Origin of the sequence: Caenimonas terrae (assembly GCF_042655405.1) — a bacterium.
In the GTDB taxonomy this organism is placed as follows: Bacteria; Pseudomonadota; Gammaproteobacteria; order Burkholderiales; family Burkholderiaceae_C; genus Ramlibacter; species Ramlibacter terrae_A.
In genome coordinates, this window is sequence record NZ_JBHSMF010000009.1 from 715,674 (window position 1) to 740,689 (window position 25,016).

The 25,016-nt window shown below is 69.5% G+C and carries 24 protein-coding genes; 17 read left to right on the plus strand and 7 right to left on the minus strand.

Translation table 11 applies throughout. The annotated features are described in order from the left end of the window. Positions 1 to 65: 65 nt before the first annotated feature. The 3 genes from ACFPOE_RS17335 to ACFPOE_RS17345 all read right to left on the minus strand — a co-directional run bounded on the left by ACFPOE_RS17335 (position 66) and on the right by ACFPOE_RS17345 (position 2,652). Positions 66 to 1,727 carry an L-lactate permease gene (locus tag ACFPOE_RS17335; protein ID WP_376851539.1) on the minus strand — a complete coding sequence of 554 codons (1,662 nt, stop codon included), beginning with the start codon at positions 1,725 to 1,727 and terminating at the stop codon, positions 66 to 68. 117 nt (positions 1,728 to 1,844) lie between these two features. Then, a complete protein-coding gene (locus tag ACFPOE_RS17340) occupies positions 1,845 to 2,318 on the minus strand; it encodes a MerR family transcriptional regulator (protein WP_376851540.1) in 474 nt (157 codons plus the stop codon). 37 nt (positions 2,319 to 2,355) lie between these two features. Next, positions 2,356 to 2,652, minus strand: a complete 297-nt coding sequence (locus tag ACFPOE_RS17345; protein WP_376851541.1) for a hypothetical protein — start codon at positions 2,650 to 2,652, stop codon at positions 2,356 to 2,358. 327 nt (positions 2,653 to 2,979) lie between these two features. On the opposite strand from ACFPOE_RS17345, the gene ACFPOE_RS17350 reads away from it, so the two are divergent. From ACFPOE_RS17350 to ACFPOE_RS17375, 6 genes are all read left to right on the plus strand, one after another. Then, positions 2,980 to 3,480, plus strand: a complete 501-nt coding sequence (locus ACFPOE_RS17350) for a spore coat protein U domain-containing protein (RefSeq protein WP_376851542.1) — start codon at positions 2,980 to 2,982, stop codon at positions 3,478 to 3,480. Between the two features lie 11 nt (positions 3,481 to 3,491). Continuing rightward, the gene (locus tag ACFPOE_RS17355; RefSeq protein WP_376851543.1) at positions 3,492 to 4,205 is read left to right on the plus strand and encodes a fimbrial biogenesis chaperone; all 714 of its coding nucleotides are present in this window, start codon (positions 3,492 to 3,494) and stop codon (positions 4,203 to 4,205) included. A 90-nt stretch (positions 4,206 to 4,295) separates the two neighbouring features. Then, on the plus strand, positions 4,296 to 7,094 hold the full coding sequence (locus ACFPOE_RS17360) for a fimbria/pilus outer membrane usher protein (protein WP_376851544.1): 2,799 nt from the start codon (positions 4,296 to 4,298) through the stop codon (positions 7,092 to 7,094). Further along, the gene (locus ACFPOE_RS17365; RefSeq protein WP_376851545.1) at positions 7,091 to 7,531 is read left to right on the plus strand and encodes a spore coat protein U domain-containing protein; all 441 of its coding nucleotides are present in this window, start codon (positions 7,091 to 7,093) and stop codon (positions 7,529 to 7,531) included. The genes ACFPOE_RS17360 and ACFPOE_RS17365 overlap by 4 nt, the downstream gene beginning before the upstream one ends. 53 nt (positions 7,532 to 7,584) lie before the next feature. Then, the gene (locus ACFPOE_RS17370) at positions 7,585 to 8,589 is read left to right on the plus strand and encodes an alpha/beta hydrolase (RefSeq protein ID WP_376851546.1); all 1,005 of its coding nucleotides are present in this window, start codon (positions 7,585 to 7,587) and stop codon (positions 8,587 to 8,589) included. Between the two features lie 32 nt (positions 8,590 to 8,621). After that, entirely contained in the window at positions 8,622 to 8,885 is a 264-nt protein-coding gene (locus ACFPOE_RS17375) for a VF530 family protein (protein WP_376851547.1), read from the plus strand. A gap of 32 nt (positions 8,886 to 8,917) precedes the next feature. On the opposite strand, the gene ACFPOE_RS17380 is transcribed toward ACFPOE_RS17375, so the two are convergent. Further along, positions 8,918 to 9,154 (minus strand): hypothetical protein, encoded by a 237-nt coding sequence (locus ACFPOE_RS17380; RefSeq protein WP_376851548.1) that lies wholly within the window; start codon positions 9,152 to 9,154, stop codon positions 8,918 to 8,920. A 106-nt stretch (positions 9,155 to 9,260) separates the two neighbouring features. Here ACFPOE_RS17380 and ACFPOE_RS17385 point away from each other — a divergent pair, with 106 nt between their 5' ends. After that, entirely contained in the window at positions 9,261 to 10,010 is a 750-nt protein-coding gene (locus ACFPOE_RS17385; RefSeq protein ID WP_376851549.1) for an ABC transporter ATP-binding protein, read from the plus strand. Next, positions 10,007 to 12,325, plus strand: a complete 2,319-nt coding sequence (locus ACFPOE_RS17390) for a CPBP family intramembrane glutamic endopeptidase (RefSeq protein WP_376851550.1) — start codon at positions 10,007 to 10,009, stop codon at positions 12,323 to 12,325. Before ACFPOE_RS17385 ends, ACFPOE_RS17390 begins: the two co-directional genes overlap by 4 nt. An 18-nt stretch (positions 12,326 to 12,343) precedes the next feature. Here the strand turns inward: ACFPOE_RS17390 and ACFPOE_RS17395 are convergent, their stop codons facing one another. Further along, entirely contained in the window at positions 12,344 to 12,727 is a 384-nt protein-coding gene (locus ACFPOE_RS17395) for a VOC family protein (RefSeq protein WP_376851551.1), read from the minus strand. Between the two features lie 300 nt (positions 12,728 to 13,027). Here ACFPOE_RS17395 and ACFPOE_RS17400 point away from each other — a divergent pair, with 300 nt between their 5' ends. The 7 genes from ACFPOE_RS17400 to ACFPOE_RS17430 all read left to right on the plus strand — a co-directional run bounded on the left by ACFPOE_RS17400 (position 13,028) and on the right by ACFPOE_RS17430 (position 21,453). Further along, positions 13,028 to 15,670, plus strand: a complete 2,643-nt coding sequence (locus ACFPOE_RS17400; protein WP_376851552.1) for a PAS domain S-box protein — start codon at positions 13,028 to 13,030, stop codon at positions 15,668 to 15,670. Positions 15,671 to 15,855: 185 nt separating this feature from the next. Then, positions 15,856 to 17,211: a substrate-binding protein gene (locus tag ACFPOE_RS17405; RefSeq protein ID WP_376851553.1), complete on the plus strand. Its 1,356-nt coding sequence runs from the start codon at positions 15,856 to 15,858 to the stop codon at positions 17,209 to 17,211. A gap of 61 nt (positions 17,212 to 17,272) precedes the next feature. Then, complete coding sequence (locus ACFPOE_RS17410) at positions 17,273 to 18,148, plus strand: branched-chain amino acid ABC transporter permease (protein WP_376851554.1); 876 nt, start codon at positions 17,273 to 17,275, stop codon at positions 18,146 to 18,148. Between the two features lie 13 nt (positions 18,149 to 18,161). Continuing rightward, on the plus strand, positions 18,162 to 20,012 hold the full coding sequence (locus ACFPOE_RS17415) for a branched-chain amino acid ABC transporter ATP-binding protein/permease (protein WP_376851555.1): 1,851 nt from the start codon (positions 18,162 to 18,164) through the stop codon (positions 20,010 to 20,012). Further along, on the plus strand, positions 19,999 to 20,697 hold the full coding sequence (locus tag ACFPOE_RS17420) for an ABC transporter ATP-binding protein (protein WP_376851556.1): 699 nt from the start codon (positions 19,999 to 20,001) through the stop codon (positions 20,695 to 20,697). Before ACFPOE_RS17415 ends, ACFPOE_RS17420 begins: the two co-directional genes overlap by 14 nt. Positions 20,698 to 20,728: 31 nt before the next feature. After that, the gene (locus ACFPOE_RS17425) at positions 20,729 to 21,157 is read left to right on the plus strand and encodes a MarR family winged helix-turn-helix transcriptional regulator (RefSeq protein ID WP_376851557.1); all 429 of its coding nucleotides are present in this window, start codon (positions 20,729 to 20,731) and stop codon (positions 21,155 to 21,157) included. A gap of 8 nt (positions 21,158 to 21,165) precedes the next feature. Further along, positions 21,166 to 21,453 carry a DUF1330 domain-containing protein gene (locus ACFPOE_RS17430; RefSeq protein WP_376851558.1) on the plus strand — a complete coding sequence of 96 codons (288 nt, stop codon included), beginning with the start codon at positions 21,166 to 21,168 and terminating at the stop codon, positions 21,451 to 21,453. Between the two features lie 4 nt (positions 21,454 to 21,457). Here ACFPOE_RS17430 and ACFPOE_RS17435 read toward each other — a convergent pair whose 3' ends face one another. Together ACFPOE_RS17435 and ACFPOE_RS17440 are read right to left on the minus strand one after the other, a co-directional pair. After that, positions 21,458 to 22,108 carry a glutathione S-transferase family protein gene (locus ACFPOE_RS17435; RefSeq protein ID WP_376851559.1) on the minus strand — a complete coding sequence of 217 codons (651 nt, stop codon included), beginning with the start codon at positions 22,106 to 22,108 and terminating at the stop codon, positions 21,458 to 21,460. Between the two features lie 141 nt (positions 22,109 to 22,249). Then, positions 22,250 to 22,996 (minus strand): FadR/GntR family transcriptional regulator, encoded by a 747-nt coding sequence (locus ACFPOE_RS17440; protein WP_376851560.1) that lies wholly within the window; start codon positions 22,994 to 22,996, stop codon positions 22,250 to 22,252. Positions 22,997 to 23,147: 151 nt separating this feature from the next. On the opposite strand from ACFPOE_RS17440, the gene ACFPOE_RS17445 reads away from it, so the two are divergent. Both ACFPOE_RS17445 and ACFPOE_RS17450 read left to right on the plus strand, forming a co-directional pair. Next, the gene (locus ACFPOE_RS17445) at positions 23,148 to 23,969 is read left to right on the plus strand and encodes an NAD-dependent epimerase/dehydratase family protein (RefSeq protein WP_376851561.1); all 822 of its coding nucleotides are present in this window, start codon (positions 23,148 to 23,150) and stop codon (positions 23,967 to 23,969) included. 44 nt (positions 23,970 to 24,013) lie between these two features. Next, positions 24,014 to 25,000 (plus strand): TRAP transporter substrate-binding protein, encoded by a 987-nt coding sequence (locus tag ACFPOE_RS17450; protein ID WP_376851562.1) that lies wholly within the window; start codon positions 24,014 to 24,016, stop codon positions 24,998 to 25,000. Positions 25,001 to 25,016 lie beyond the last annotated feature (16 nt).

A 25,016-nucleotide genomic window follows, 5' to 3' on the forward strand; every position in this document is an offset into this window, starting at 1 on the left:
GCGGGCGCGCAGGCAAGCGGCGGTTGCGCCGGGCGCTCAGGCGACCGGCGCTACCCGCCCGGTCCTTACTTGACCACCATCGCGGTGAACGGGAACACGTAGGCCTGCAACGTGACCAGGATCCCGACCAGCGCGGCCAGCGCCAGCGAGTGGAAGAACACGTAGCGCAGGATCTCGCCTTCCTTGTTCAGCCAGCCGGTCGCCGTCGAAGCCACCACGATCGACTGGGCGTCGATCATCTTGCCCATCACGCCGCCCGAGCTGTTGGCGGCGCCCATCAGGTTCACCGGCAGCCCGAGCTGGCCGGCCGCCACCTTCTGCATGCCGCCGAACAGCACGTTGGACGCCGTGTCGGAGCCGGTGAGCGCGACGCCCAGCCAGCCCATGAGGGTGCCGAAGAACGGGTAGAACGCGCCGCTGGCGGCGAACGCCAGGCCCAGCGTGGTGTCCAGGCCGGAGTAGCGCGTCAGCGTGCCCAGCGCCAGCATCAGCGCAATCGTCAGCAGGGAGAAGCGCACCTTCCAGAAGGTGGCGCCGTAGGTGCGCACCAGCTCGATCGGGTTGTAGCGGGCCAGCAGGCCGCCGATGATGGCCGCGACCAGGATCGCCGTGCCGGTGGCGGACAGCAGCGTGAAGGCGTAGACCGCGCCTTCCTTGGTCACCTGCGGCACCACCGGGGGCACCCGCTCGATCAGGTTGTGCAGCCCCGTGATCGGGTAGTTGGGCGCGAACAGGCCGTTGAGCCAGTTCTTCACCGGCGGCAGGCCCCACAGGAACACGAACACCGCCAGCAGCACCCAGGGCATCCAGGCGCGCAGCACGTCGCCGGTGGGATGCACCGTGCGCGGCGCGGCCGGCGCGGCCGAGCCGGCATCCGCCTCGTGCCCGCGCGGCACCACCGAGGTCCAGATCTGCGCCGGCTTCCACACGCGCAGGAACAGCGCCAGCGCCAGCATCGAGACGCCGGCGGAGATCACGTCGACCAGTTCCGGGCCGATGTAGTTGGAGACGATGAACTGCGGCACGGCGAACGCCACGCCCGTGACCAGGATGGCGGGCCAGATCTGCAGCATGCCGCGACGGCCGGCGAAGGCCCAGATCAGCCAGAACGGCACCAGCAGCGAGAAGAACGGCAGCTGGCGGCCGACCATCGCCGAGATCGCCATCACGTCATAGCCGTGCACCTTGGCCAGGGTCAGGATGGGCGTGCCCAGGGCCCCGTAGGCCACCGGCGCGGTGTTCGCGATCAGCGACAGGCCCGAGGCCGCCAGCGGCGAGAACCCCAGCCCGATCAGCATCGCCGCCGTGACGGCGACCGGCGTGCCGAAGCCCGCTGCGCCCTCGAAGAACGCGCCGAAGGAAAAGGCGATCAGCAGCAGCTGCAAGCGGCGGTCTTCGGTGACGCCGGCGATCGAGTCCTGCAGCACCTTGAACGAGCCGTTGCGCTCGGTGAGCTGGTGCAGGAAGATGATGTTCAGAACGATCCAGCCGATCGGCAGCAGGCCGGTGAGGGCGCCCAGCCAGGCCGCGCGGGCCGCCATGCCGGCGGGCATGCCGAAGGCGAAGATGGCGATCACCAGCGCCGCCGTCAGGCCGGCGGCCGCGGCGACGTGCGCCTTCATGTGGAGGAACCCCAGCCCCACCAGCATCACGACCACCGGGATGGCCGCCAGCAGCGTGGACAGCACCATGCTGCCCATCGGGTCGTAGACCTGTTGCCATGACATCGCCTGTCTCCTCTGTTGTTGATGAAAAAAAGGCGTAATAGCAGAGCTTGCCCGAGCCTGGCTGAACGCTGGCTGACGCGTCCCTGAAAATCTGGCGCTACGCCGCGCGCTCGTTGCTCAGGAGCAGCACGACCGGCCGGGCCCGGGCGGCCTGGCCGGCGGGGCAGCCGATGCGGGCGTCGCCAGTTCCTCCAGGATGGTGCAGTCCACCGCCGGACCTCCGGCGCAGGCCGTGTCGCAGCTGCAGACGAACGCCGACAGGCTGGCCTCCAGCGCCTGGAGCTCGGCGAGTTTCTGTTGCACCTGCTGCAGGTGGGCCTGGGCGATGTCCCGTACTTCCACGCAATCGCGGGTCGGCTGGTCCACCAGGCCCGCCAGCTCCCGCACCTGCTCGAGGGTGAAGCCGAAGTCGCGGCAGCGGCGGATGAAGGACAGGCGCCGGATGGCTGCGGCATCGTAGTGCCGCTGGTTGCCTTCGCTGCGGGCAGCGGGCGGCAGCAGCCCCACTTCCTCGTAGTACCGGATGGTCGGCACGCTGCAGCCGGTCTGCCTGGAGGCGGCACCGATGGAGTGGGCTGGAAATGCGCTCATCCCCCGATCCTAGGGCCAGCGGGTCGTCGTTCCATGGTCAGCCAACCTTGGTCCGGCAGCTCGCTCCTGCGGCGCTGCCGCCGGAGCAGCCGCAGCCCGCGGCCGGTCCGGTGGCGCGTTGGCGTCGCCAGGCGACCAGCGCGGTGGCGGCCGCCAGCACGGCCGCGCCGGCAGCCAGCGGCCACCAGGACCGGGTGGCCGCGCTGAGCACGCCGACCCCGCCGGCGAACAGGCCGGAGCCGGCGCCCAGGGCAGCGATGCCGCCGATGATGGGGGCGGCGCAGCAGGCCGCGCACGCCGCTGCGGCGCCGAGAACGAGTTTCCAGGGCTTCATGTGCCAACTTTCTATGGTGCATGGGCAAGGTGCCCACATCCACACGGTAATACCTCAAGCAACCTGAGGTGCAAGCCCACCGCCCAACTGCTTTTGGACCACAGGCCCGGACGGCGAAAGCGGCGGCACGAATGCCATGTCGCCGCGCTGCGCGAGCGGCCATGGCGGATAGGCAATCGGCTGTCGCGCGGTAAGGCAACGGCCCCTGTCGCACATTTCACATCCGCTTACATTGACCTCGTGGTAGCGAGGACCCCGCCAGAGGGACTTGCGAATCACAGGTCCGAAGTTGTGTTTCGAGCATCCGCTCCATCCATTGGAAAGAATATGAAGAATTTCAAACTGTTGGTCGGTTCGATGTTGGCTGCCGGCGCGATGGGCGGAGCGTCCCTGGCACATGCTGCGACGACTGTTGGCGGGGACATGATCGTGTCGGCCACGTTGACGAGCGCTTGCGAAGTGTCGGCATCCGGCGGCATCGCGTTCGGCTCCGTGACCGCGCTGGCGAGCACCGGCGACAAGGCCGCCAGCAACGCGACCGGTTTCACCGTCGCCTGCAGCAGCGACATGAGCCCCAAGATCTATTCGACCACGACCCGCGCCATGCTCAACGGCGCCAATTCGCTACCGTTCGAGTTGTGCCTCGGCGCTTCCTGCAGCGGCTCGAACGATGTGCCCTTGACGCAAGGCACAGCCGCCGCGCTGTCGATCACCAAGGATGGCAGCATGCAGGCTGTGCCGCTGTCCGCGAAGATTCTGGCCGCCGACTTCAAGGCGCTTCCTGCCGGCGCCTACGCCCAGACCGTCACCATCAACGTCGACTATTGATCGCACATCCCGTGCGCCCACTTCGTCGCGTTCTTCTCGCGAGCCTGCTGATGCTCGGAGCGGGCTGGGCCGCGGTCCACGCGCAGACGATCGCGCCCGTGCTGGTGGAATTGACACCGGCACGGCGCGTGGTCTCCGTCACCATGACCAACACGTCATCGCGCGCGATGACCTACCAGGCGCAGACCGTGGCCTGGACCCAGACCGAAGGTGCCGACCGCTATGCCGACAGCACCGACCTGCTGGTGGTGCCTCCGGTGGCCGAAATCGCGCCCGGCGGCAGCCAGATCTTCCGCGTCACGCTGCGGCGGCCGCAACCGGCCCGGGAGATGGCCTACCGGCTGATCTTCGAGGATGTCACCGAAGACATCTCGCCCCCGGCCGATGGCGCGACCGTGCGCCTGCAGTTCCGCCACAGCCTGCCGGTTTTCGCCGGCCCCCCGCCGAACAGCAAGGGCCAGGCGCGCATGGCCGCGTGCGAACCTGCGTCCAGCCATTGCGCCAGGCTCTACAACGACGGCGATCATCGCCTTCGCATCACCCAGGTCACCGGCGAGCAGGACGGATGGCGCGGCGAGGTCAAGGCGCCCGCCACGCTGCTTGCCGGCGCGTGGAAGCAGTGGACCTTCGAGCCTCCCCGATCATCGATGACACAACCGCTGAAGGTCAGCGCCGACACCACGGCCGGCGCGGTTTCCCTGGAGTTGCCCAACCAGGGCCGATAGCGCCTGCGGCACCACGGCGGTTCTGCGCGAAGGCAAACGGTCTTCGCGCCCCGGCTGGCGCGTCAGGCAGCCCTTCGACTCTGGAACCTCATGTGTTCCCCCGCCACTCCCCCGATCCCGAAGGCCGGCCGGCCCGGACATCGCTTTCAGCCGCGGCAGCTCGCGCTGGCGGCAGCGTGCCTGGCCGCCCTGGCGCCGGCCTGGGCCGCGCCGGCGGGCACGCTCGATGCGGGCTGGGCCACCGCCGCCGACGGGTCGGTGCAGTTGCGCCTGCGCACCGCGGAAGGGGTCGAGCCGGTCCTGCATTGGTCGGGCACGGCGCGGCCTCCGCCCTATCGCCTGGCGCTGACATGGGACGACGCGGTGATGAAGCTGCAGCAGCCACTGCCGCGGCTGCCGCCGGGCGGTGTCGGCCCGGTGCGGGCGATCCTCTGGCAGCCCGCCACGAGCACGCTGCAGCTGGAGCTCGATGCCGCCGTGACGCCACGGCTGCGCCGCAGCGGTGACGGCTGGATCCTGCAGCTGGATGCGGCCGCGCCCGCGGCACTGGTCGCGCCGCCGCCGGCGGTCGATCCCGTCGCCACGCCCGGCCCGGCCGCCACGCCCGTTCCATTGACCCGGCGCGGCCCGGACAGCGGCAGGGCGGAAACCCTGCTGGTGGAAGTGGACGTCAACGGAAATGCCCTGCCCGGCATCGTGCAGGTGGAGCGCGTGGCCGGCGGCCGGCTGGTGGTGCCCGAGTCCGTCTGGCGCGCCGCGCGCCTGCGCGTGGCGGGCGAACCGGTGCCCGGCCCCGACGGCGAAGCCGGCCACGCGCTGGAAGCGGTGCCGGGCCTCACCTACCGCATCGACCGCAGCCAGCTCAAGCTGTTCGTGACGGCGCCGCCCGACGCGTTCGACGGGAGCAAGCTGTCGCTCGCCGGAGGCCGCCTCACCCCTCCGAACGCGGCACCGCCCGGGGCCTATCTCAACTACGACTTCTCCGCCACGCGAGGCCCGGGCGGCAGCAGCTACGGCGGGCTGGTGGAAGGTGTCTTGTTCAACAGCTGGGGCTCTGTGTCCAGCGGCACGGCGGTGAGCGGCGCAGGCGGGTCGACGCGCTTCGTGCGCACCGAGACCTTCGCCCGCCGCGACATGCCGGCCGACATGCAGGCGCTGGTGGTCGGCGACACCATCGGCAGCGCGGGCGCGTGGAGCCGGCCGGTCCGCTATGGAGGCGTGCGCTTCGCGCGCGACTTCTCCCTGGCGCCCGGCTACGTGGTCACGCCGATGCCGGCGCTGTCCGGCTCGGCCGCATTGCCGTCCACCGTCGACGTCCTGGTCAACAACCAGCGGCAATCGACCACCAGCGTTCCCGTCGGCCCGTTCTCGTTGACGAATGTTCCGGTGGTGAACGGCGCCGGCGAGGTGAACCTGGTGGTGCGGGACCTGCGCGGCGTGGAGACGGTGGTGACGCAAAGCTATTACGCATCGCCCGCGCTGCTGGCCCCGGGCCTGTCCGACTTTTCGGCGGAGGCCGGCGCACTGCGCCAGAACTTCGGCACCGCGAGCAACGACTACGGGCCGCTGTTCGCGGCCGGCGGCTATCGCCATGGATTTTCGCCGGGCATCACGGGCGGCAGCCGCATCGAGCTCCAGCGCACGCGCCAGGCCGGCGGCGTGGATGCCACCGGGCTGCTGGGCACCTACGCATTGGTGCACGCGGCGGCGGCCTGGTCGCGCAGCACGGCCCTGGACCCCTCCGGCAAGGGCAGCGGAGGGCGATGGCTGGCCGGCCTCGAGCGCGTCACGCCCCAGGGCGGCGGCTCGTTGCAGGTGGAGCAATTCAGCGCTGGTTTCCGGCAGTTCGCCGCCGTGGCGGGTGAAGTGCGGCCGCGGCTGCGGGTGCAGGCGGCCGCAGGGATGGCGCTCGGAGGCGATGTGAACGCGGGCGCGAGCTTCACCCGGCAGACGAACTGGGACGGGGACGGGTTCGACCTCGCCGCCGTGAATCTCGGCATTCGCCTGCCGGCCAACATGTATCTCTCGGCCTATGCCAGCAAGCAGCTCAGCGGCGCCAGGAACTGGAGCGTGGGGGTGAGCCTGCTGGTGCCGCTCGAGTCGCAGATCGCGCTGAGCGGCTCGGCGCGCCGCAATCCCGACGGGTCGCGCAGCACTTCGGTGCAGGCAACGCGCTCGCTGCCGCAGGGGCCGGGCTGGGGCTGGACCGTGGGCGCGAGCGACGAACCCGGCCGGCTCGCGCAGGCGAGCGCCACGCTCAACACCAACCACGGGCAACTGCTGGCCGAGGTCAATGCGGGCAGAAACAACAACGCGGTGAGGCTGGGCGCCAACGGCTCGATCGGATGGCTGCAGGATCTTCCGTTCGCCTCGCGCCGCATCGACCAGGGCGCCTTCGCGGTCGTCAGCGTCGGGGATCTGGCCGGCGTGGCGGTCTTGAGAAGCAATCAGGTGGCGGCCACGACCAACGGGAAGGGACTGGCACTCGTCACGGGCTTGCTTCCATACGAGACCAACCAGATCAGCGTCAATGCGGAGGACCTTCCCATGGACGTCGACGTGGCGGGCGTGCAGGAGACCGTCGTGCCCTACGCGCGCAGCGGCGTGGTCGTGAAGATCCCGGTCAAGCGCGCGCGCAATGCCCTGGTGACGCTGCACCTGGCCGATGGCAGCGCGGTGCCAGCCGGAACGCGGGTGCGGATGATGCCCGGCGGGCAGGAGTTCGTGGTTGCCAGGCGCGGCGAGGTGTACCTGATGGACATGCAAGCCGAAAACAGCATCGACGTCCGGCTCAAGGGCGGCAGTTGCATTCTGGCCGTGAAGGGCGAGGCGGCCGGCGCTGGGCAGGCTCCCATCGGGCCGTTGACCTGCCCGGGCGGCGTCCCATGATCCGCTGCCTCGCCGCGGCGGCCATGCTCGGATCGCTCGCCGTGCCCGCGATGGCGACACCGCAATGTTCGGTGGCGACCGGCGCGCAGCTCCTGTTCGGTACCGTGGTGGTCCTGGAACGCACCGGGGACAAGACCACCGACAGCGCAAGCAGCTTCTGGATCAACTGCAACAGCGAAGTGATCGCGGCACCGCAGATGTATGCGACCGGTGCGCGGGTCATGCAGTCCGGCACGCAGCAGCTGCCGTTCAAGCTCAGCCTGGTGTCGCCGGGCGGCGGCGACCTGCCGGCCGGCTCGCCGGGGACGGCGCTGGACTTCCCGCACAACGGCGCCAACCAGACGGTGACGCTATACGGAAAGATCCTGGTCAGCGACTTCAAGTCGCTGCCCGGCGGTCTTTATTCCGGCTCGGTCCACCTGACGATCGAGTACTGATTCCAGGCGTGCGCGCCGTGGACAATGGGGCCCTGTCCTGCAACGAGATCCCCATGCGAAAAAATCCAGGTACCCCGGCCGGAACCGTTCACCGGCTGACGCTCGACAGCGAGGCGCTCAAGGGCAACCTGCTCGGCGACCCCAGCCGCCGGACCGTCGACGTCTATGTGCCGCACGGCCATGACGGACGCGGCCTTCCCCTGCTGGTCGACCTGGTGGGCTTCACCGCCGGCGGCCCGGCGCACACCAACTGGAAGAACTTCGGCGAGAACCTGCCCGAGCGGCTGGACCGGCTGATCGCCGATGGCAGCATGCCGCCGGCCGTGGTTGCCTTTCCGGATTGCTTCACCAGGCTGGGCGGCAACCAGTACGTCAACTCGGTGGCGATGGGGCGGTGGGATGACTTCCTGCGCGCCGAAGCCGTCCCTGCGGTCGAAGCCCGGTTCGGCTGCGGCGGCGCCGGCCGGCGCGGCCTGTTCGGCAAGTCCAGCGGCGGTTACGGTGCCATGGTGCACGCGCTGCTGCACCCGGACTTCTGGAGCGCGGCGGCGGTGCACTCGGGCGACATGGGCTTCGAGCTGCTTTACCGCCACGAGTTCGTGCCGGTGCTGCGGGCGCTGGCCAAGCAGCCCGACATCGGCCAGTGGGTGGACGACTTCTGGCAAGCCAGGAAGACCAAGGACAGCGACGTCCACATCCTGATGATGCTGGCGCAGGCCGCGAGTTTCGACCCCGACCCCCAAGCGCGCTACGGCCTGCGCCTGCCGGTCACGCTGGACACCTGCGAGATCGTGCCCGAGCGCTGGGCCAGCTGGCTGGCGTGGGACCCGCTGACGCTGGTGGAGCGGCACGGCCCTGGCCTCCAGGCCATGAAGGCGCTGTACATCGATTGCGGCGACGTCGACCAGTACAACCTGGTCTATGGCGCACGCCGCATGCACAAGCGGCTGGCCGCCCTGGGGGTGCAGCATGTCTACGAGGAATTCGCGGACGACCACACCGCGGTGGACTACCGGATGGACGTGAGCCTGCCGATCCTGGTGAAGGCACTGGCCTGAGCTTGCCCATCGGCCGGCCACGCAATCACGGCATGAAGGACGCCCCATCGCAGCCCGCCCAGCCGCGCAACGCCCTGCACGGCGTGACGCTCGAGGCCATCGTCCGCGCCCTGGAGGCGCATTTCGGATGGCCCGAGCTCGCGCAGCGGATTCCGGTGCGTTGCTTCACGCACGACCCCAGCGTCGGCTCCAGCCTGAAATTCCTTCGCAGGACGCCCTGGGCGCGCGAGAAGGTGGAATCGCTCTATCTGTTCATGCTGCGGGAACAAGGGCGGATGCAGCGTCCGCCCGGGTGAGGGCCGGCATTGTGCGCCGGACCGCCGGGCGGTCAGCGCCGGACGTAATGGCCCCTGACCAGGCGGCCCCTGGACCGATGGGCCGGCACCCAGCGCTGCTGCTTGTGGCCCGCCACCCGGGACTCGTGCACCTTGGCGCTGCCTGAATCGAAATACACCGTGCCGGCTTGTGCGGTGGATGCGGCGAGGGAAACGGCCAGCGCGGCCAGTGAAAGAAGAACCTTGTACATCTCGATCCGATCCGGTGTTGTGCAACTGTTGCGGGTCATTGCAGTATCGATGCACCGTGTAAAGGCTTGAACAACATGCAGGGCGGCCTTGCATTCCGGTGGCGCCCATCTTCGGCCAGAATGCCGGATCTTTCCGGGAGGCATCGTGATTGAGTTCCGCTCGCTCGGCAAGGCCTATGGCGCGTTCGACGCCGTCAAGGCCCTGGAACTGACCGTTGCCCGCGGCGAGGTGTTCGGGTTCCTCGGGCCCAATGGCGCCGGCAAGACCACCACCATCCGCATGATGATGGGCATCCTGGTGCCATCGGCCGGCCGCGTGACGATCGCCGGGCTGGATTGCCACAGCCAGCGCGCCCTCGTGCAGCAGCGGGTCGGCTATCTCCCGGACAACCCGGTGTTCTACGACTACCTGCGCGGCCGCGAGATCCTGCAGTTCGTCGCCGAGATGCACGGCCTGTCGCGCCGCGACGCGGCCGCGCGCTCCGGGCAGGCGCTGCGCGACTGGGGCCTGGACGAGGCCGGCGACGAATTCGCGGTGAACTACTCGATGGGCATGAAGAAGAAGCTCGGGCTGGCGTGCGCATTGATCCACGAGCCAGAGGTCCTGATTCTCGACGAGCCCACCAACGGCCTCGATCCGCGGGCCGCACGCGAGGTGCAGGAGCGCCTCAGGACCATCGCGGGGCAGGGCCGGACCATCTTCGTGTCGACCCACCTGCTGGACATGGCCGAGCGCCTGTGCTCGCGCATCGGCATCATCGACCGCGGCGGCCTGGTCGCGGCGGGAACGGCGGCGCAGCTGCGCCGGGACGGGGCGGCGTCGGAATCGCTGGAAGACATCTTCCTGCGCATGACGGAGCAACCCGAAGCGGCCGTGCCGGCTCCCGCGCGATGACTCACCCGCTGCTGCCGGCCGCCCGGGTTGGCTGGCTGCTGATCCGGTTGCGGCTGCGCCGCCTGGTCAACCTGGCCGGAACCCTGAATCGCCGCGGCAACAAGCAGCGCAGCGGCACCGCGTCCAAGCGCACCGGTTCGGCCTTGCTGACGGCCTTGCTGGTGCTTGCCATGGTGCTGGCGTACGGCAACCTGGCCCACGAGGCGGTCGGCCGCCTCGCGCGGCTGGCGGCGGAGCCGCCGCTGGCGGGCGGCGCTGCCTTCGGCCCGGCGCTGCTGCACCTGCTGTCGGTGGAGACGGCGCTGCTGACGCTGGCCGGCGTGCTGGTGCCCTTGGGGTCGCGCGAGCTGGCGCAGGCCGACTGGGACCTGGAATGGCTCGTCACGCTGCCGGTGGACATCGGACCGCTGCTGTGGGCCCGCATCGCGGAACGCTCGGTCGCCAATGCGTTCGGCCTGCTGGCCCTGTGGCCGGCGTGCACCGTGCTGGCCTGGCAGGCCGGCTTGCGCCACGGCGCCCTGCCGGCCGGAGTGCTGGCCGCGCTGCCGCTGCTGGCGCTGGCGGCGATGGCGCGCACCATCGTCGACACCGGCCTGCGGCTGCGGCTGGCGCCTTCGCGCTTGCGCAACCTGCAGGCGGCGATCTCCGTGGCCAGCATCCTGGTGTTCTACCTGACGATTTCACCGGCGACCGCGGTCGCCGGCAGGTTCCTGCTGCCCATCGCGCAGCGGCTGCCGGACTGGATCAGCTGGACGCCGCCCGGCCTGGTGCTGCGCGCGCTGGGTGCCGCGTCGCCGGCGCAGGCTGCCATCGCCGGGTTCCTGCTGCTGGTGGAGACCGGCTTGCTGCTGGCCGCGGGCATGCAGCTGCTGCGCGCCCTGCTGGCGCGCGGCGTGGCGGCGGCGGGGGCGCGCGAAAGCGCACGCGCCAAGCCGGCCTCTGCCGGCCGGCCGCCGGCGCGCGCCACGGCAGGCTGGGCGCTGGCGTCGCCGGTGCAGCGGCGCGAGCTGACCCTGCTGGCGCGCGACCGGAACTTCCTGGTGCAGACCATGGTGCTGCCGGTGCTGATCGTCGGCGTCCAGTGGGTGCTGAACGGCCGCGCCGAATCGTTGGCGCAGCTGTGGGCCAGCCCGCAGCTGGTGGCCGCCGCCGCCTTCGGTGTCTCGGCCTATGCGCTGATGCTCTCGGCGTTCCAGACCCTCGCTGCCGAAGGCGGGGCGTTGTGGATGCTCTACACGTTTCCGCTGTCGATCGAGGCCGTCTTGCGCGACAAGGCCAGGCTGTGGGGCGTGCTCGCGCTGGCGTACCCCGTCATCGGCTTCGGCTGCATGCTGGCGCTCGGGCCGCCGGTCTCGGCCGCCTCGCTCGGCCTGATGGCGATGGTGGTACTGGCGGTGCCGACCTATTCGGCGATCGCAGTGGCGCTTGGCGTGTTCGGCTGCGACCCGCTGGCCACCGACGCCCGCCACCGGCTGAAGGTCGGCTACGTCTATCTGTACATGCTGCTGTCCGGGTTGTACGTCGGCGCGTTCTTCGCGCCCCATTGGTGGCAATCGCTGGTGTCGGTCGTCCTGGCCGTGCTGCTGGCGCTGGCGTTGTGGCAGAAGGCGCGCGACCAGCTGCCCTACCTGCTGGACCCGGTGGCCGGGCCGCCGGCGCGCGTCTCCACCGCCGACGGCCTGATCGCCACGATGATGTTCTTCGCCCTGCAGCTGACCATCGGCGCGCTGGTGGCCGCCGGTGGCCGGGCCCAGCGGGGCGCGGACACGGTGGTCGTCTTCGCGCTCGCCGGCGGGTTGACCTATGCCGGCGTGCGCCTCGTCCACTGGCGCGCCAAGGCGCTCGACGCGCCCAGGATGTTCGGCGGGCAGTGGCGCCGCGCGCTGGCCACCGGCGCGGCCTTCGGCCTGGGCGCGGCGGTGCTGGGGATCGCCTACCTGCAGGCGGTGCACGGGCTCGGGTTGCTGGAGGCGCCGGCCCGGCGCGCCCATGGCGGGGGCGTCGCCAACCTCGGTGCCTGGGTGGTGCCGCTGGGCGTCCTGGCAGCGCCGGTGTTCGAGGAATTCATCTTCCGCGGCCTGATCTTCGGCGGCCTGCGCCGCTCGATGGGCCTGCTGCCGGCCGCCGCTGCCAGCGCCGCGGTGTTCGCCATCGTGCACCCGCCGCTGTCGATGCTGCCCGTGTTCGCACTGGGGCTGTGCGCGGCCTGGGCGTACGAGCGCTCGCGGCTGCTGCTGGCCCCGATGGTCGTGCACGCCGTCTACAACGCGGCGGTGATCGGCTGGCAGAGTTACGGGCCGGGCGTTGCCGGCTAGGCCCGGGACGGCGCTGCCTCAGCCTTTCGGCAGGCGGTGCATCGCGCAGAGCTTGTTGCCGTCCGGGTCGCGCAGGTAGGCCAGGTAAAGCTTGCCCACCGTGCCTTCGCGCACGCCCGGCGGGTCTTCGCAGCTCGTGCCGCCGTTGTGCATGCCGGCCGCGTGCCAGGCGTCCACCTGGGTCGGGGAGTCGCATGCGAAGCCCACGGTGCTGCCGTTGCCGATGGTCTGCGCCTGGCCGTTGATCGGCAACGAGGTGCCGAAGGCACCGGCCGGCGAGCGCCAGAACACGCGGTGGCGGTCGACGAAGCCGGAGGCGATTCCCAGCGTCGCCAGGGTCGCGTCGTAGAAGCGCTTGGAACGGTCCAGGTCCGAGGTGCCGACCATCACGTGTGAAAACATGCGAACTCCTGAGGAGGTTGAATTGCCAAACCGCAACGGGCAATGGTAAGCGCCCGACCGCAGCGGCATCGGCGTCATTCATTTCCTCGGGGCGGTCAGTAAGCAGGAACGGCTAAGCAAATGGCCTACCCGGGGCGACCACAGCCCCTAGCCGCCAGCCGCCGATCGATGGTCTGATTGCGCCATGCCGGCGCCGTGCGACCGGCGATGCAGCCGAGAGTGAGTCCAGCCGGACACCCCTTGGAACGATGGCAGCTGCCACGAGTTCGACCGCCCGGACCTCTTCATGAACATGTGCCTGTGAACCCGCTGCAACGCCTGGCCAAGCCGGCAAGCTGGGCCTGGGACCTCGGCACGGACGAACTCTGGTTGTCACCGGGGTGCTCCGCGGTGCTCGGCGTGAGCATCAGCGAGTGCAAGGGCACGTTCGAAGGCTTCATCGAACTGGTCCACCCGGACGACCGGCAGAACCTGCGGGAAGCCGCCATGCTGGCGCAGTCGTCGCGCGGCACGGTGTCGTTGCGCTACCGGCTGCGCCCGCCCGACCATGCCGAGAAGCTGATTGTCGGAGAGGCCGAGGCGCACCTGAACGACGACGAGGTGGTCAGCGTCCTGGTCGGCACGGTCACGGACGCCAGCAGCGAAGAGGAAGGCTGGCAGACGCTTCAGCGCAGCGCCGAACGGCTCAAGAGCGTCGTCGGGACGGCGACGGAGTGGTATTGGGAGCAGGACGCCGACTACAGGTTCACGCTGTTCGCCGGCGGCCGCAACGGCGAGATCAACCCCAAGCGGGGCCAGGTGCTCGGCACGCGGCGCTGGGACACACCCGGCAGCCTGCCGCGCACCGGAACCTGGGAGCAGCATGTGGCGCTGCTCGACGCCCGCCAGCCGTATCACGAATTCGAGTACCGGACCGGGCCGCAGGACACGCCGCGGTTCGTGTCGTCCAACGGCCAGCCATTCTTCAACGCCGAGGGCAAGTTCAAGGGGTATCGGGGCAGCGCCCGGGACGTCACGGCACGCGTGCTGCTCGAGATGCAGGCCCAGTCGGCCAAGACGCAGCTGGAGATGGCCACCCGCCTCGGACGGCTGGGTGCCTGGAGCGTTTCCCTGCCGGACCTGACGATCACCTGGTCGGACGAAGCCTTGCACCTGTACGACGTGGCAGACGACCCGCCGCGGACCGCCGAGACGGCGCTCGATCTGATCCATCCCGACTCCCGGGCATGGGTGCACGACGCCATGCGGGCCTGCAGCGAGCAGGGCCTGGCGTTTGACCTGGCCGTGCGCGCGTTCGCGGGGCGGCACAGGCTGATCTGGGTCCGCATCATCGGGGAGGCCGACCGCGATGAGGCGGGGCAGATCCGGCGGATCCAGGGGGCGGTGCAGGACATCTCCGAGCGCATGGACGCGGCCGAGGGCATGCGCATCCTCAACGAGCGGCTGACGACGACGCTGGAGAGCATCACCGAGTCGTTCTTCACGCTCGACCGCGACTGGCGCCTGACCTACGTCAACCGGGAGGCGGAACGGCTGCTGGCGAGGCCGCGCGCCGAACTTCTGGGCACCGTGCTGTGGGACCAGTTTCCGAGCGAGGTTGGAAACCTGTTCCACCAGCAATACGAGAAGGCGCTGGCCGAGGGGGTGACCGTGCGCTTCGAGGGCTACTCGGTGGCCCTGGACATGTGGCTGAAGGTGGTGGCCTATCCGTCCGCACAGGGCCTGGCCGTGTACTTTCGCGACATCACGCAAGCCAGGCGGGCACGGCAGGACCTGGCAGCCAGCGAGGAACGCTACCGGATGCTGTTCGAGACCAGCCGCGACGCCATCCTCCAGACCGACGGCGAAGGGAACATCCTGCGCGCCAATCCGGCCGCATGCAGGGCGTTCGCCATGACCGCGGCCGAAATCTGCGCCCGCCGGCGCGAGGAACTGGTCGACCCCGCCGATCTGCGGCTGGCCGCGCTGCTTCGGGTGCGCGAGGCAATCGGGCATGCCGAGGGGATGCTGACGCTGGTGCGCAAGGATGGCAGCCGCTTCGAGGGGGAGTTGGCGACCGCGAAATACGTCGGCAAGGACCAGTGCGTCGTTTCCAACACCGTGATCCGCGACATGACCAAGGAGCTGGCCTACAAGCAGCAGATCCTGCGCATGAATTCGCAACTCGGAGACCGTGTCAGGCAGCGCACCGCGCAGCTCGAAGAGGCGAACTCGGAGCTCAAGAGCTTCTCCCATGCGCTTGCCCACGACCTGCGGGCGCCGATTGCCGCCATCTCCGGCTTCGGCCGGGTCGTCGAGGAATCGCTGATGAAGGCCGGCAGCGAGCGCGACCTGCAGTACGTGCGCAAGATCCGCAGCGCCGCCCAGCGGATGGACGAATACGTGGAGGCACTGCTGTCGCTGGCCACCATCTCGCAGACGAGCCTGCGTGTCGCGGACGTCGACATGAGCGCCCATGCGCTGGCCATCGTGGGCGAGCTGCGCGACCGCTGGCCGGAGCGCGAGGTCGAGACCGAAGTCCAGCCGTCGCTGGCGGTCCGGGGTGATGCGCGGCTGCTGCGGATGGCGCTGGAGAACCTGCTGGGCAACGCCTGGAAGTTCACGGCGCGCAGCGAGCGCGTCCGGATCTCCTTCACGGCGCAAACACGTTCCGACGGCGAGCTGGTCTTTTGCGTGCGCGACAACGGCGCCGGCTTCGACATGGCCTACGCCGACAAGTTGTTCGGCAACTTCCAGCGGCTGCACAACCTCAGCGAGTTTCCGGGCACGGGAATCGGGCTGGCCAACGTCAGCCGCATCGTGCGCCGCCATGGCGGCAGCATCTGGGCCGAATCCAGGGAAGGCGAGGGCGCGGCCTTCTTCTTCACCCTGGGCGGCGCCGCCGGGGAAGCGACGGAGGCGCCCGCAGGACTGCACCACGAGGGGTTGGGCGACCTGGTCTGATCCAGGCCTGCCGCGCCGCCGCCCTCCGGTTGGGATTGTTCTTTCCCGGCTGGAACATGCAGGCGCTGCTGCCGATGGTCTTCGTCCCGGCGCGTGCCGCCAGCTAGGGTAATTTCGGAGGCCCAAACATGTCGGGACCCGATATATTGGGCGCTCTGGTTTCACCACAACGTGCAGGAGTGCCCATGAAGGATCCGAAAGCCGAGCCATCCGCGGACCGCAGCCGCCGTGAATTCATCCGCACCGGACTGCAGGTGGCAGGCGGGGTGGCGTTGCCGTCGCTGCTGACCTCGCCGGCCTTCGCGCAGAACCAGCCGCCGGTGGGAACGTGGCCGGCCGGAGTGGCCGGCGACTCGGTCTTCATCGGCATCAGCGTGCCGCGCACCGGCACCTACGCGCTGCAGGGCGAAGACGAACTCAAGGGCTACCAGCTGGCCATCGAGCACATCAACGAGGGTCATGCCCTGATCAAGGCGATCTCGCCCAAGACCACCAGGGGCGTGCTGGGCAAGCAGCTGAAGTACGGCGTGGCCGACTCGGCCGCCAAGCCGAACGACGCGGTGCAGGCGCAGCAGCGCTTCATCAGCGAGAACAAGGCGATCATGATCACCGGCGGCACCTCCAGCGCCGTCGCCGTGGCCCTGAACAAGCTGGCGCAGCGCGAGAAGGTGCTGTTCGTCTGCGGCATCTCCGGCTCCAACGACACCACCGGCAAGGATTGCGTGCGTTACGGCGTGCGCCAGAATTTCTACGGCGAAACGGCCGCCAACGCGATCGGCCCGGCGCTGCTCAAGGCCTACGGCAAGAACAAGAAGGCGGCGTTCATGACGCCGGATTACACCTACGGCCACACCGTGACCAAGTCGGTGAACGACTACCTGACCAAGAACGGCGGCTGGACCATGGTCACCAACCAGGTGTCGCCGCTGGGCGCGCCTGACTACAGCTCCTACCTGACCAACATCGCCAACTCCGGCGCCGAGTTCCTGATCAACGTCAACTGGGGGCACGACGCCGTCCTGTCGACGCAGCAGGCCAAGAACTTCGGCCTGCTGCCGAAGATGAAGCTGGTGATCCCCTACCAGATCCCGTTCCTGGCCCGCGAGGTCGGTGCCGCCGTGACCGAGGGCGTGTTCGCCGCCACCGACTTCTGGTGGACGATGGAGGACAAGTACCCGCTGGCCAAGATGTTCGTCGAGACCTTCGAGAAGAAGTACGGCTACAAGCCGGAGTGGGGCGCGGAGAACGCCTACATGGAGTTCGCCCTGTGGGCCGAAGCGGTGGAGCATGCCGGCACCTTCTATCCGCCGGACGTGATCAAGTCCTACGAGTCGCCGCGCAAGCTCAACTCGATGGTGGGCGAAGTGAGCTGGCGGGCGCAGGACCACCAGCTGGTCCGCCCGGTGGTGATCGTCCGCGGCAAGGCGCCCAGCGCCATGCGCAACAAGGAAGACTTCTGGGAAGTCGTGGAGGTGGTGCCCGGCGCCGGGCTGATGCAGGCGCCGACGGCCTTCGGCTGCAACCTGGGCGGCTACACCTGAGCCCTCGCCCCCGCCGTGTGCAGCAGGCCGGCTTGCCGGCCTGCGTTCGTCCGACGTTCCCATGCTGACCTGGTCCAACTTTCTTTCGCAGCTGTTCAACGGCCTGGCGCTCGGCGCGCTGCTGGCGCTCATCAGCTCGGGCCTGACGATCATCTACGGCACGCTCGGCGTGCTCAATCTCGCCCACGGCGCGATGTTCATGCTCGGGGGCTACGCCGGCTACGCCGCGTGGCACGCCACCGACTCGTTCCTGCTGGCGCTGCTGGCCGGCACCCTGTGCGTCGGCCTGCTGGGCATCGTGATGGAGCGCGTGATCATCCGGCATTTCTACGACCGGCCGGACGAAGACCAGCTGCTGGTCACCTTCGGCCTGTCGATCTGCTTCGTGGAGGCGGTGCGCTTCATCTTCTCCAGCCAGTCGCTCAGCGTGCAGGCGCCGTCCGTGCTGCAGGGGATCACGTCGCTGGGCGTGATGATGTACCCGACCTACCGGCTGGCCGTGGTCGGCATCTGCGCCGTCGCCTTGCTGGCGCTTTACATCGTGCTGTACCGCACCCGCCTGGGCATGATCGTGCGCGCCGGCATCGACGACGCCGTGATGGTCGATTCGCTGGGCATCAACGTGTACCAAGTGTTCATGGTGGTGTTCGGCATCGGCGCCATGGCGGCGGGCTTCGCCGGCATCGTCAACGCGCCGGTGGCGTCGCTCACGCCCGAGGTCGGCGAGGCGATCCTGGTGCAGACCTTCGTCGTCGTCGTGATCGGCGGCGTCGGCTCCTTCCCCGGCGCGGTGATCGGCGGCCTGATCGCCGGCGAGATCATCAGCCTCACCTCCATGGTCAACCCCGGCTACGCGTACGTCATGCTGTTCGCGGCGATGACGCTGGTGCTGCTGGTGCGCCCGCACGGGCTGCTTGGCATGCGCGGGCGCGAGTGAACACGACTCCCGGATGACGAAGAACCGCAGGCTCCAGTTCGAAATCCTGGCCGCGATCTGCCTGATCGCCGTGCCCTTCGTGCTGCCGCACCTCAACGCGGCGCCCAACACCGTCAACCGGATCCTGGTCTGGGGGCTGTTCGGCCTGGGATTCGACATCCTGTTCGGCTACACCGGGCTGCTGTCCTTCGGCCAGTCGGCCTTCTACGGCACCGGCGGCTTCGTCGCCGCCTACCTGCTGACCCGGGCCGGCTTCCCCAACGTCATCCTCGCGCTCGGCATCGGCATGGTGGCCTCGACGGTCGTCGGTTACCTGATCGGGCTGCTGGCGCTGCGCCGCACCGGCATCTACTTCGCGATGATCACGGTGGCGATCGCGGAGATCTTCTTCTTCGTCGAGTTCAATCCGCTGTCCGAGTGGACCGGCGGCGAGAACGGCCTGCCGGGCGTGCCGACGCCGAGCCTGGACCTGGGCTTCACGACGCTGCAGTTCACCTCGGGCTGGTCGCTGTATCCGTTCCTGGCCTTCTGCTACTTCGTCGGGCTGGTGCTGGCGCTGCGGATCGTGCGCTCGCCGGTCGGCGCGGTGCTGTCGGCCATCCGCGAGAACCCGCTGCGCGCCGCTGCCGTCGGCCACAACGTGCGGGCCTACAAGCTCACCGCCTTCGTGATCGCCGCGGCCTATGCCGGCCTGGCGGGCGGGCTGCTGGGCGTGCTGCAGGGCTTCATGCCGCCGGACGCCTTCATGTTCGAAACCTCCGGCCAGCTGGTGATCCAGACCGCGATCGGCGGCCGCGCCACCCTGCTGGGGCCGCTGGTGGGCGCCGCGATCTGGCTGTTCCTGCAGGACTTCCTGCAGGGCACGCTGAAGCTGGGCGCCGAATGGAAGCTGGTGCTGGGCGTCGTCTTCGTGCTGCTGGTTTGCTTCCTGCGCCAGGGCGTGATCGGCGGGCTGCGCGACCTGTATGCGCTGGTGGCAGGGCGCGCGCGCAGGCCGGTGCCCGAGCCGGCCACCGCCCCCGCGCCGGCGCGCCCGCCGCCGCAGGAGGCGCCGATGCCGGCCACCCACCACGCCAACGCCAGCTACACCGGCCCGATCCTGCAGGCCACCGGCCTGACCAAGCGCTACGGCGGCGTGGTGGCCAACGAGAGCATCGACTTCACGGTGCGCGCCGGCGAGCTGCGCGGCATCATCGGCCCCAACGGCGCCGGCAAGTCCACCTTCTTCAAGATGCTGACCTGCGAAGTGCCGCCCACTGCCGGCAAGATCGTGTTCGAGGGCCGCGACATCACCGGAATGAACGTCACCGACGTCTGCCACCTGGGGCTGACCAAGAGCTACCAGGTCAACCAGCTGTTCAACCAGCTGACCGTGCGGGAGAACGTCACCATCGCGGCGCTGGCGGAACTGCGCGGCACCTTCAAGCTCGACCTGCTGCGCGGCGTGGGCAGCGTTCCCGGCCTGGCCGAGCAGGTGGAACGCACCATGGCCCTGGTCAACCTCACGGCCCGCGCCGACGCGCCGGTGGCGCAACTGGCCTATGGCGAAAAGCGGCGGCTGGAGATCGGCCTCGCGCTGGCGTCGTCGCCCTCGCTGCTGCTGCTGGACGAGCCGCTGGCCGGCATGAGCCCGGTGGAGCGCGCCGAAACCGTGACGCTGCTCAAGTCGATCGCCAAGGGCCGCACCATGATCATCATCGACCACGACATGGACGCGCTGTTCGAACTGGCCGAACGCATCACCGTGCTGCAGGAGGGCCGGCTGCTGGTCGAGGGCACGCCGCAGGAGATCCGCGGCAACGCCCAGGTGCAGGACGCCTACCTGGGCGGCATCCACGAGGCACTGCAAGATGAGCCTGCTTGAAGTCAACGGGCTGAACAGCCACTACGGCGATTCGCACATCCTGTTCGACGTGGGGCTGCGCGTCGAGAAGAACGAGGTGGTGGCGCTGCTGGGGCGCAACGGCGCCGGCAAGAGCACCACGCTCAAGAGCCTGATGGGCGTCGTGACGCCCACCTCCGGCTCGGTGGTGCTCGATGGCGTGGAGCTGGCCGGCCGCAAGAGCCACGCGGTGGCCCGCGCGGGCATGCAGCTGGTGCACGAGGAACGCCGCATCTTCGCCAGCCTGAACGTGGAGGAGAACCTGGTGCTGGCCGGACTGACGGCGCCCAACAAGTGGCCGCTGGAGCGCATCTACGAGATGTTCCCGCGCCTGAAGGAGCGGCGCGGCAGCCGCGGCACCGACCTGTCGGGCGGCGAGCAGCAGATGCTGGCGATCGGACGGGCGCTGATCCGCGACCCCAAGATCGTGCTGCTGGACGAACCCTTCGAGGGGCTGGCGCCGGTGATCGTGCGCAACCTGATGGACGCCTGCCGCGAACTGGCGGCGGCAGGGCAGACCATCGTGCTGGTGGAGCAGAACCTGGCGGCAACCCTGGCGCTGGCCCACCGCGTCTACATCATCAACAACGGGCACATCGTGCACGAAGGGTCGGCGGCCGACCTCAAGCGCAGCCCCGAGATCCTGCAGCGCCACCTGGGCGTCTGACCTGCCGCCACTGCATGCCACCGGGGGGACCGTGGACAAGCCCAAGCGACTGAGCAAGGCGGATTTCGAGGCCCGGGCCCGCTTCCGGCGGCAGCTGCGCAGCTTCGAGCGCTTCGGGGAAGAACAGGCGGCGCGCCACGGCATCACGCTGGGGCAGTACCAGCTACTGGTGCAGATCAAGGGAATGCCGGGACGCTCCTGGGCGCTGGTCGGCGAGCTGGCCGCGGCGCTGCTGCTCAAGCACCACACGGCCGTGGAGCTGGTCGCCCGCTGCGATGCCGCAGGGCTGGTGCGGCGCGAGCGCGATCCCGACGACCACCGGAAGGTGCGCGTGTTCCTCACGCCGGTGGGCGAGCGCAAGCTGCACGCCATCGCGCTGCGCCATCGCGAGGAGCTCGGCCAGCTGCTGGCGCACATCAGGCAAGCCGTCGGTGCCGAATCCGGCCCGCCACCACGATAGGAGACACCATGTCCGTCTATGCCATCGCGTTCCTGCGCTACAAGGATGCCGCCGCCTACCAGCGCTATTCGGACGCGCTGGCCCCGATGCTGCCCGCCTACGGCGCCGTGCTGCTGGTTGGCGACAACCACCCGAGCGCGCTGGTCGGCCCGACGTGCGACCGCGTGGTGCTGCTGCGCTTCGAGGACAAGGCTGCGGCCCTGAGCCTGTTCGAGTCGCCCGAGTACCTGCGGATCGCCAAGGACCGCGACCTCGGGGCCTATGTGGAACTGCAGCTGGTCCAGGGCGCGGGGTAGCGCGTCAGGCCGGGTCCGCGCCCGCGGGTGCGTTGTCGCGAAAGGCCTGCAGCTGCGCCTGCAGCGAGCGTGCGAAGGCCGGTCGCGCCTCGCACCGCAGCCGGTAGCGATCGAGCAGCGGGAAGTCCGCCAGCACCCCCGAATCGACCAGCTCGCGCAGCACGCTGGTCATCATCAGGTCGCCGGCGCCGAAGCCCTGTTCCAGGTACTCGCTGTCGGCCAGCCAGGTGCTCAACGCCGCCAGCCGTGCATGCAGTGCCGCGAGGGCGCGTGCGCGGGCGCCATCGCCCGCAGCGCCGGCGTCGAGCTCGATGAACTTCTGCGCCTGCGGCTCGACCGAGTTGAGCGCCGCGACCACCCAGGCGGCTGCGCGGGAGAAGCCGGCAACGCCCGGCGGCGCCAGGGCCGGCGACTTCGCCGCGATGTGCAGCACGATCGCCCCGGACTCGAACAGGCTGACGTCGTCGTCCCGGTAGGCCGGCACCTGGCCGAAGGGCTGCCACGCCCGGTAGGCGCCGGAGCGGGCCACCTCGGCGTCGATCAGCCTGACCTGGTAGGCGAGCCCGGCCTCTTCCAGCGCCCAGCGCACCCGCAGGTCCTTGACGTAGCCCTGCGCGAAGGCGGGAACCCACTTGAATGCGGTCATCTCGATCATGGTCCGGGGTCCTTGTGCGGCGGCCGAAGGGCCGTCAAGGGTATGACGAACGGCAGGGCCTGAGATCGACAACGCCTTACCATCTTATACGTCATCGTACAACTAAACGAGACAAGGGGCCCATTCGGCGCCCCGGGCGCTTCAGTGCGCCAGGGCGGCGGCCCCGGCCCGCCGCCGGCGCTCGCGGCTGTTGGCCAGGTGCGTGCGCATCGCCGCCCTCGCGCCGTCGGCGTCCTGGTTGGCGATGGCGTCGAAGATGCTTTCGTGCTCGCCGTTGACGCGCCGCAGGTAGTCGCGCCGCTCCTCGCCGGCGGCCTCCAGCGCGTCCAGCCGGGCCCGCGGAATGATCATGATGCCCAGGCTGGTCAGCAGCTGGACGTAGTGCGGGTTCTGGGTGGCCCGGGCCACGCCCAGGTGGAACTGGAAATCGGCCGCGACGGCGTCCTGCCCGGCCTCGATGGCGGCGGCAAAGGCGTCGAGGGCGGCGCGCATGTCCGCCAGGTTCTCAGGGGTGCGGCGCTGGGCCGCGAGCGCGGCGGCCTCGGTCTCCACCCCCGCGCGCAACTCCAGCACGGCGATCACGTCGCGCAGGGTGGCGACCTGTTCCGGCGCGATCCGGAAGGCGCCGCCCTCGGTGCCGCCGACGCCCAGCACGAAGGTGCCGATCCCGTGCCGGGTGACCACCAGGCCCGAGGCCTGCAGCTTCGAGATGGCCTCGCGCACCACGGTCCGGCTGACGCCGAACTCCTGCATGATTTCCGCCTCGGTCGGCAGCTTGTCGCCCGGGGCGACCCGGGCCTGGCGGATCCGGTCGCCGATCGCGTCCACCAGGTCGAGGGCGAGCGAGCGTGGGCGGCGGCGGGCGGGAGGACTGGCGGGAAGGGACATGCTGCGGGTTTTTACTAGGCCGGGAGCGATTGACAGGGCAGGGACAGTCGACGAAGATAGTTATACGACAAGTGACAACGAATGACAACGGGGTCGTCCCAAGGCCGCTGAGACAAGGCAGACCTGGACGGCCGCCACCGGAACCACCTCCATGCTCCTTGAACCGATTTCATCGCTGCGCTTCGGCCGCCTGCTGCTGACCGGCGCCGCCGGCCATCTGGGCCGCGAGTTGCGCCCCCGTCTCAAGCGCTATTGCGACACGCTGCGCCTGAGCGACCTCAGCCCGCTGGAGCAGGCCGGCGCCGGCGAGGAAACGGTGGTCGCCGACCTGGCCGACCAGGCCGCCGTCGAATCCATGGTGGCCGGGGTCGATGCGATCGTCCATCTGGGCGGCGTTTCCACCGAGATGCCGTGGGAGCCGATCCTGGCTGGCAACATCGTCGGCCTGTACAACCTCTACGAGGCGGCGCGCCGCCAGCGCGTCAGGCGCATCGTGTTCGCCAGTTCCAACCACGTGACGGGCTTCCGCCGCCAGGACGAGGTCGTCACCACCCGCGATCCGGTCCGCCCCGACGGCCTGTACGGGCTGAGCAAGGCCTTCGGCGAAAACCTGGCGCAGCTGTACTGGGACCGCCACGGCGTGGAGACCGTCAGCCTGCGCATCGGATCGTCCTATGCCGAGCCCAAGGACCGGCGCATGCTGGCCACCTGGCTGAGCTTCGACGACCTGGAGCGGCTGCTGGTCTCCAGCCTGACCGCGCCGGTGGTCGGCCACACCGTCATCTACGGGATGTCCGACAACCGCACGACCTGGTGGGACAACCGCTACGCCAGCCACGTCGGCTACCGCCCGCAGGACAGCTCCGAGCAGTTCCGCGCCGCGGTGGAGGCGCGCCAGCCGAGCCTGGACGTGGCCGATCCGGCCACGCGCTACCAGGGCGGCGCTTTCGTCACCCAGGGCCCGCACGACTAGTGCGGCCCTGCATCCATTTCAACGTCCGCTTCACGGAGACAACCATGTCCATTCGAACCCGGGCCCTGCCCAGCCTGATCGCAGCCGCGCTGCTCGTCCTCGCGACCTCCGGCGCAACGGCCCGGACCTTCCGTTCGGCCGACGTCCATGCCAAGGACTTCCCGACCAACGTCGCGGTCGTCGCGATGGGCGCCGAACTGTCCAAGGCCACCGGCGGCAAGGACACGATCAAGGTGTTCGGCGACAGCTCGCTGGGCTCCGAGAAGGACACGGTGGAGCAGGTCAAGATCGGCGCGCTCGACATGGTGCGCGTCAGTTCCGCCTCGTTCCACGGCATCGTGCCGGAGTCGCTGATCCCGTCGCTGCCCTTCCTGTTCCGCGACATCGAGCATTTCCGCAAGACGATGTACGGCCCGCAGGGCGACAAGATCCTGGCGGCCTTTGACAAGGCCGGCTTCGTCGGCCTGGCCTTCTATGAAAGCGGCGCCCGCTCGATGTACGCCAAGAAGCCGATCAAGACGCTGGCCGACATCAAGGGACTGAAGGTGCGGGTGCAGCCGTCGGACCTGATGGTGAGCCTGGTCAGCGCGCTGGGCGCCTCGCCGACGCCGATGCCCTACGCGGAGGTGTACACCGGCCTCAAGACCGGGCTGATCGACGCCGCCGAGAACAACTATCCCTCGTTCGACGAGAGCAAGCACTACGAGGCGGCGCCGGTCTATTCCGAGACCATGCACGTGATGACGCCGGAAGTGCTGGTGTTCTCCAAGAAGGTCTGGGACACGCTGACCAAGCAGGAGCAGGCCGCCATCCGCACCGCCGCCCACAATTCCATCGCCACCTACGTCAAGCTGTGGGAGCCGCGCGAGAAGGACGCACGGGCCGCCGTCGTCAAGGCCGGCGCCAAGATCGTCCCGGCCGCCGAGATCGACCGCAAGAGCTTCATCGCCGCCGAGAAGCCGGTGTGGGACAAGTTCGCCACGACGCCGCAGCTCAAGGCGCTGGTGTCCGAGATCGTCGACGCCAAGTAACGGCGGCATGCTTGCC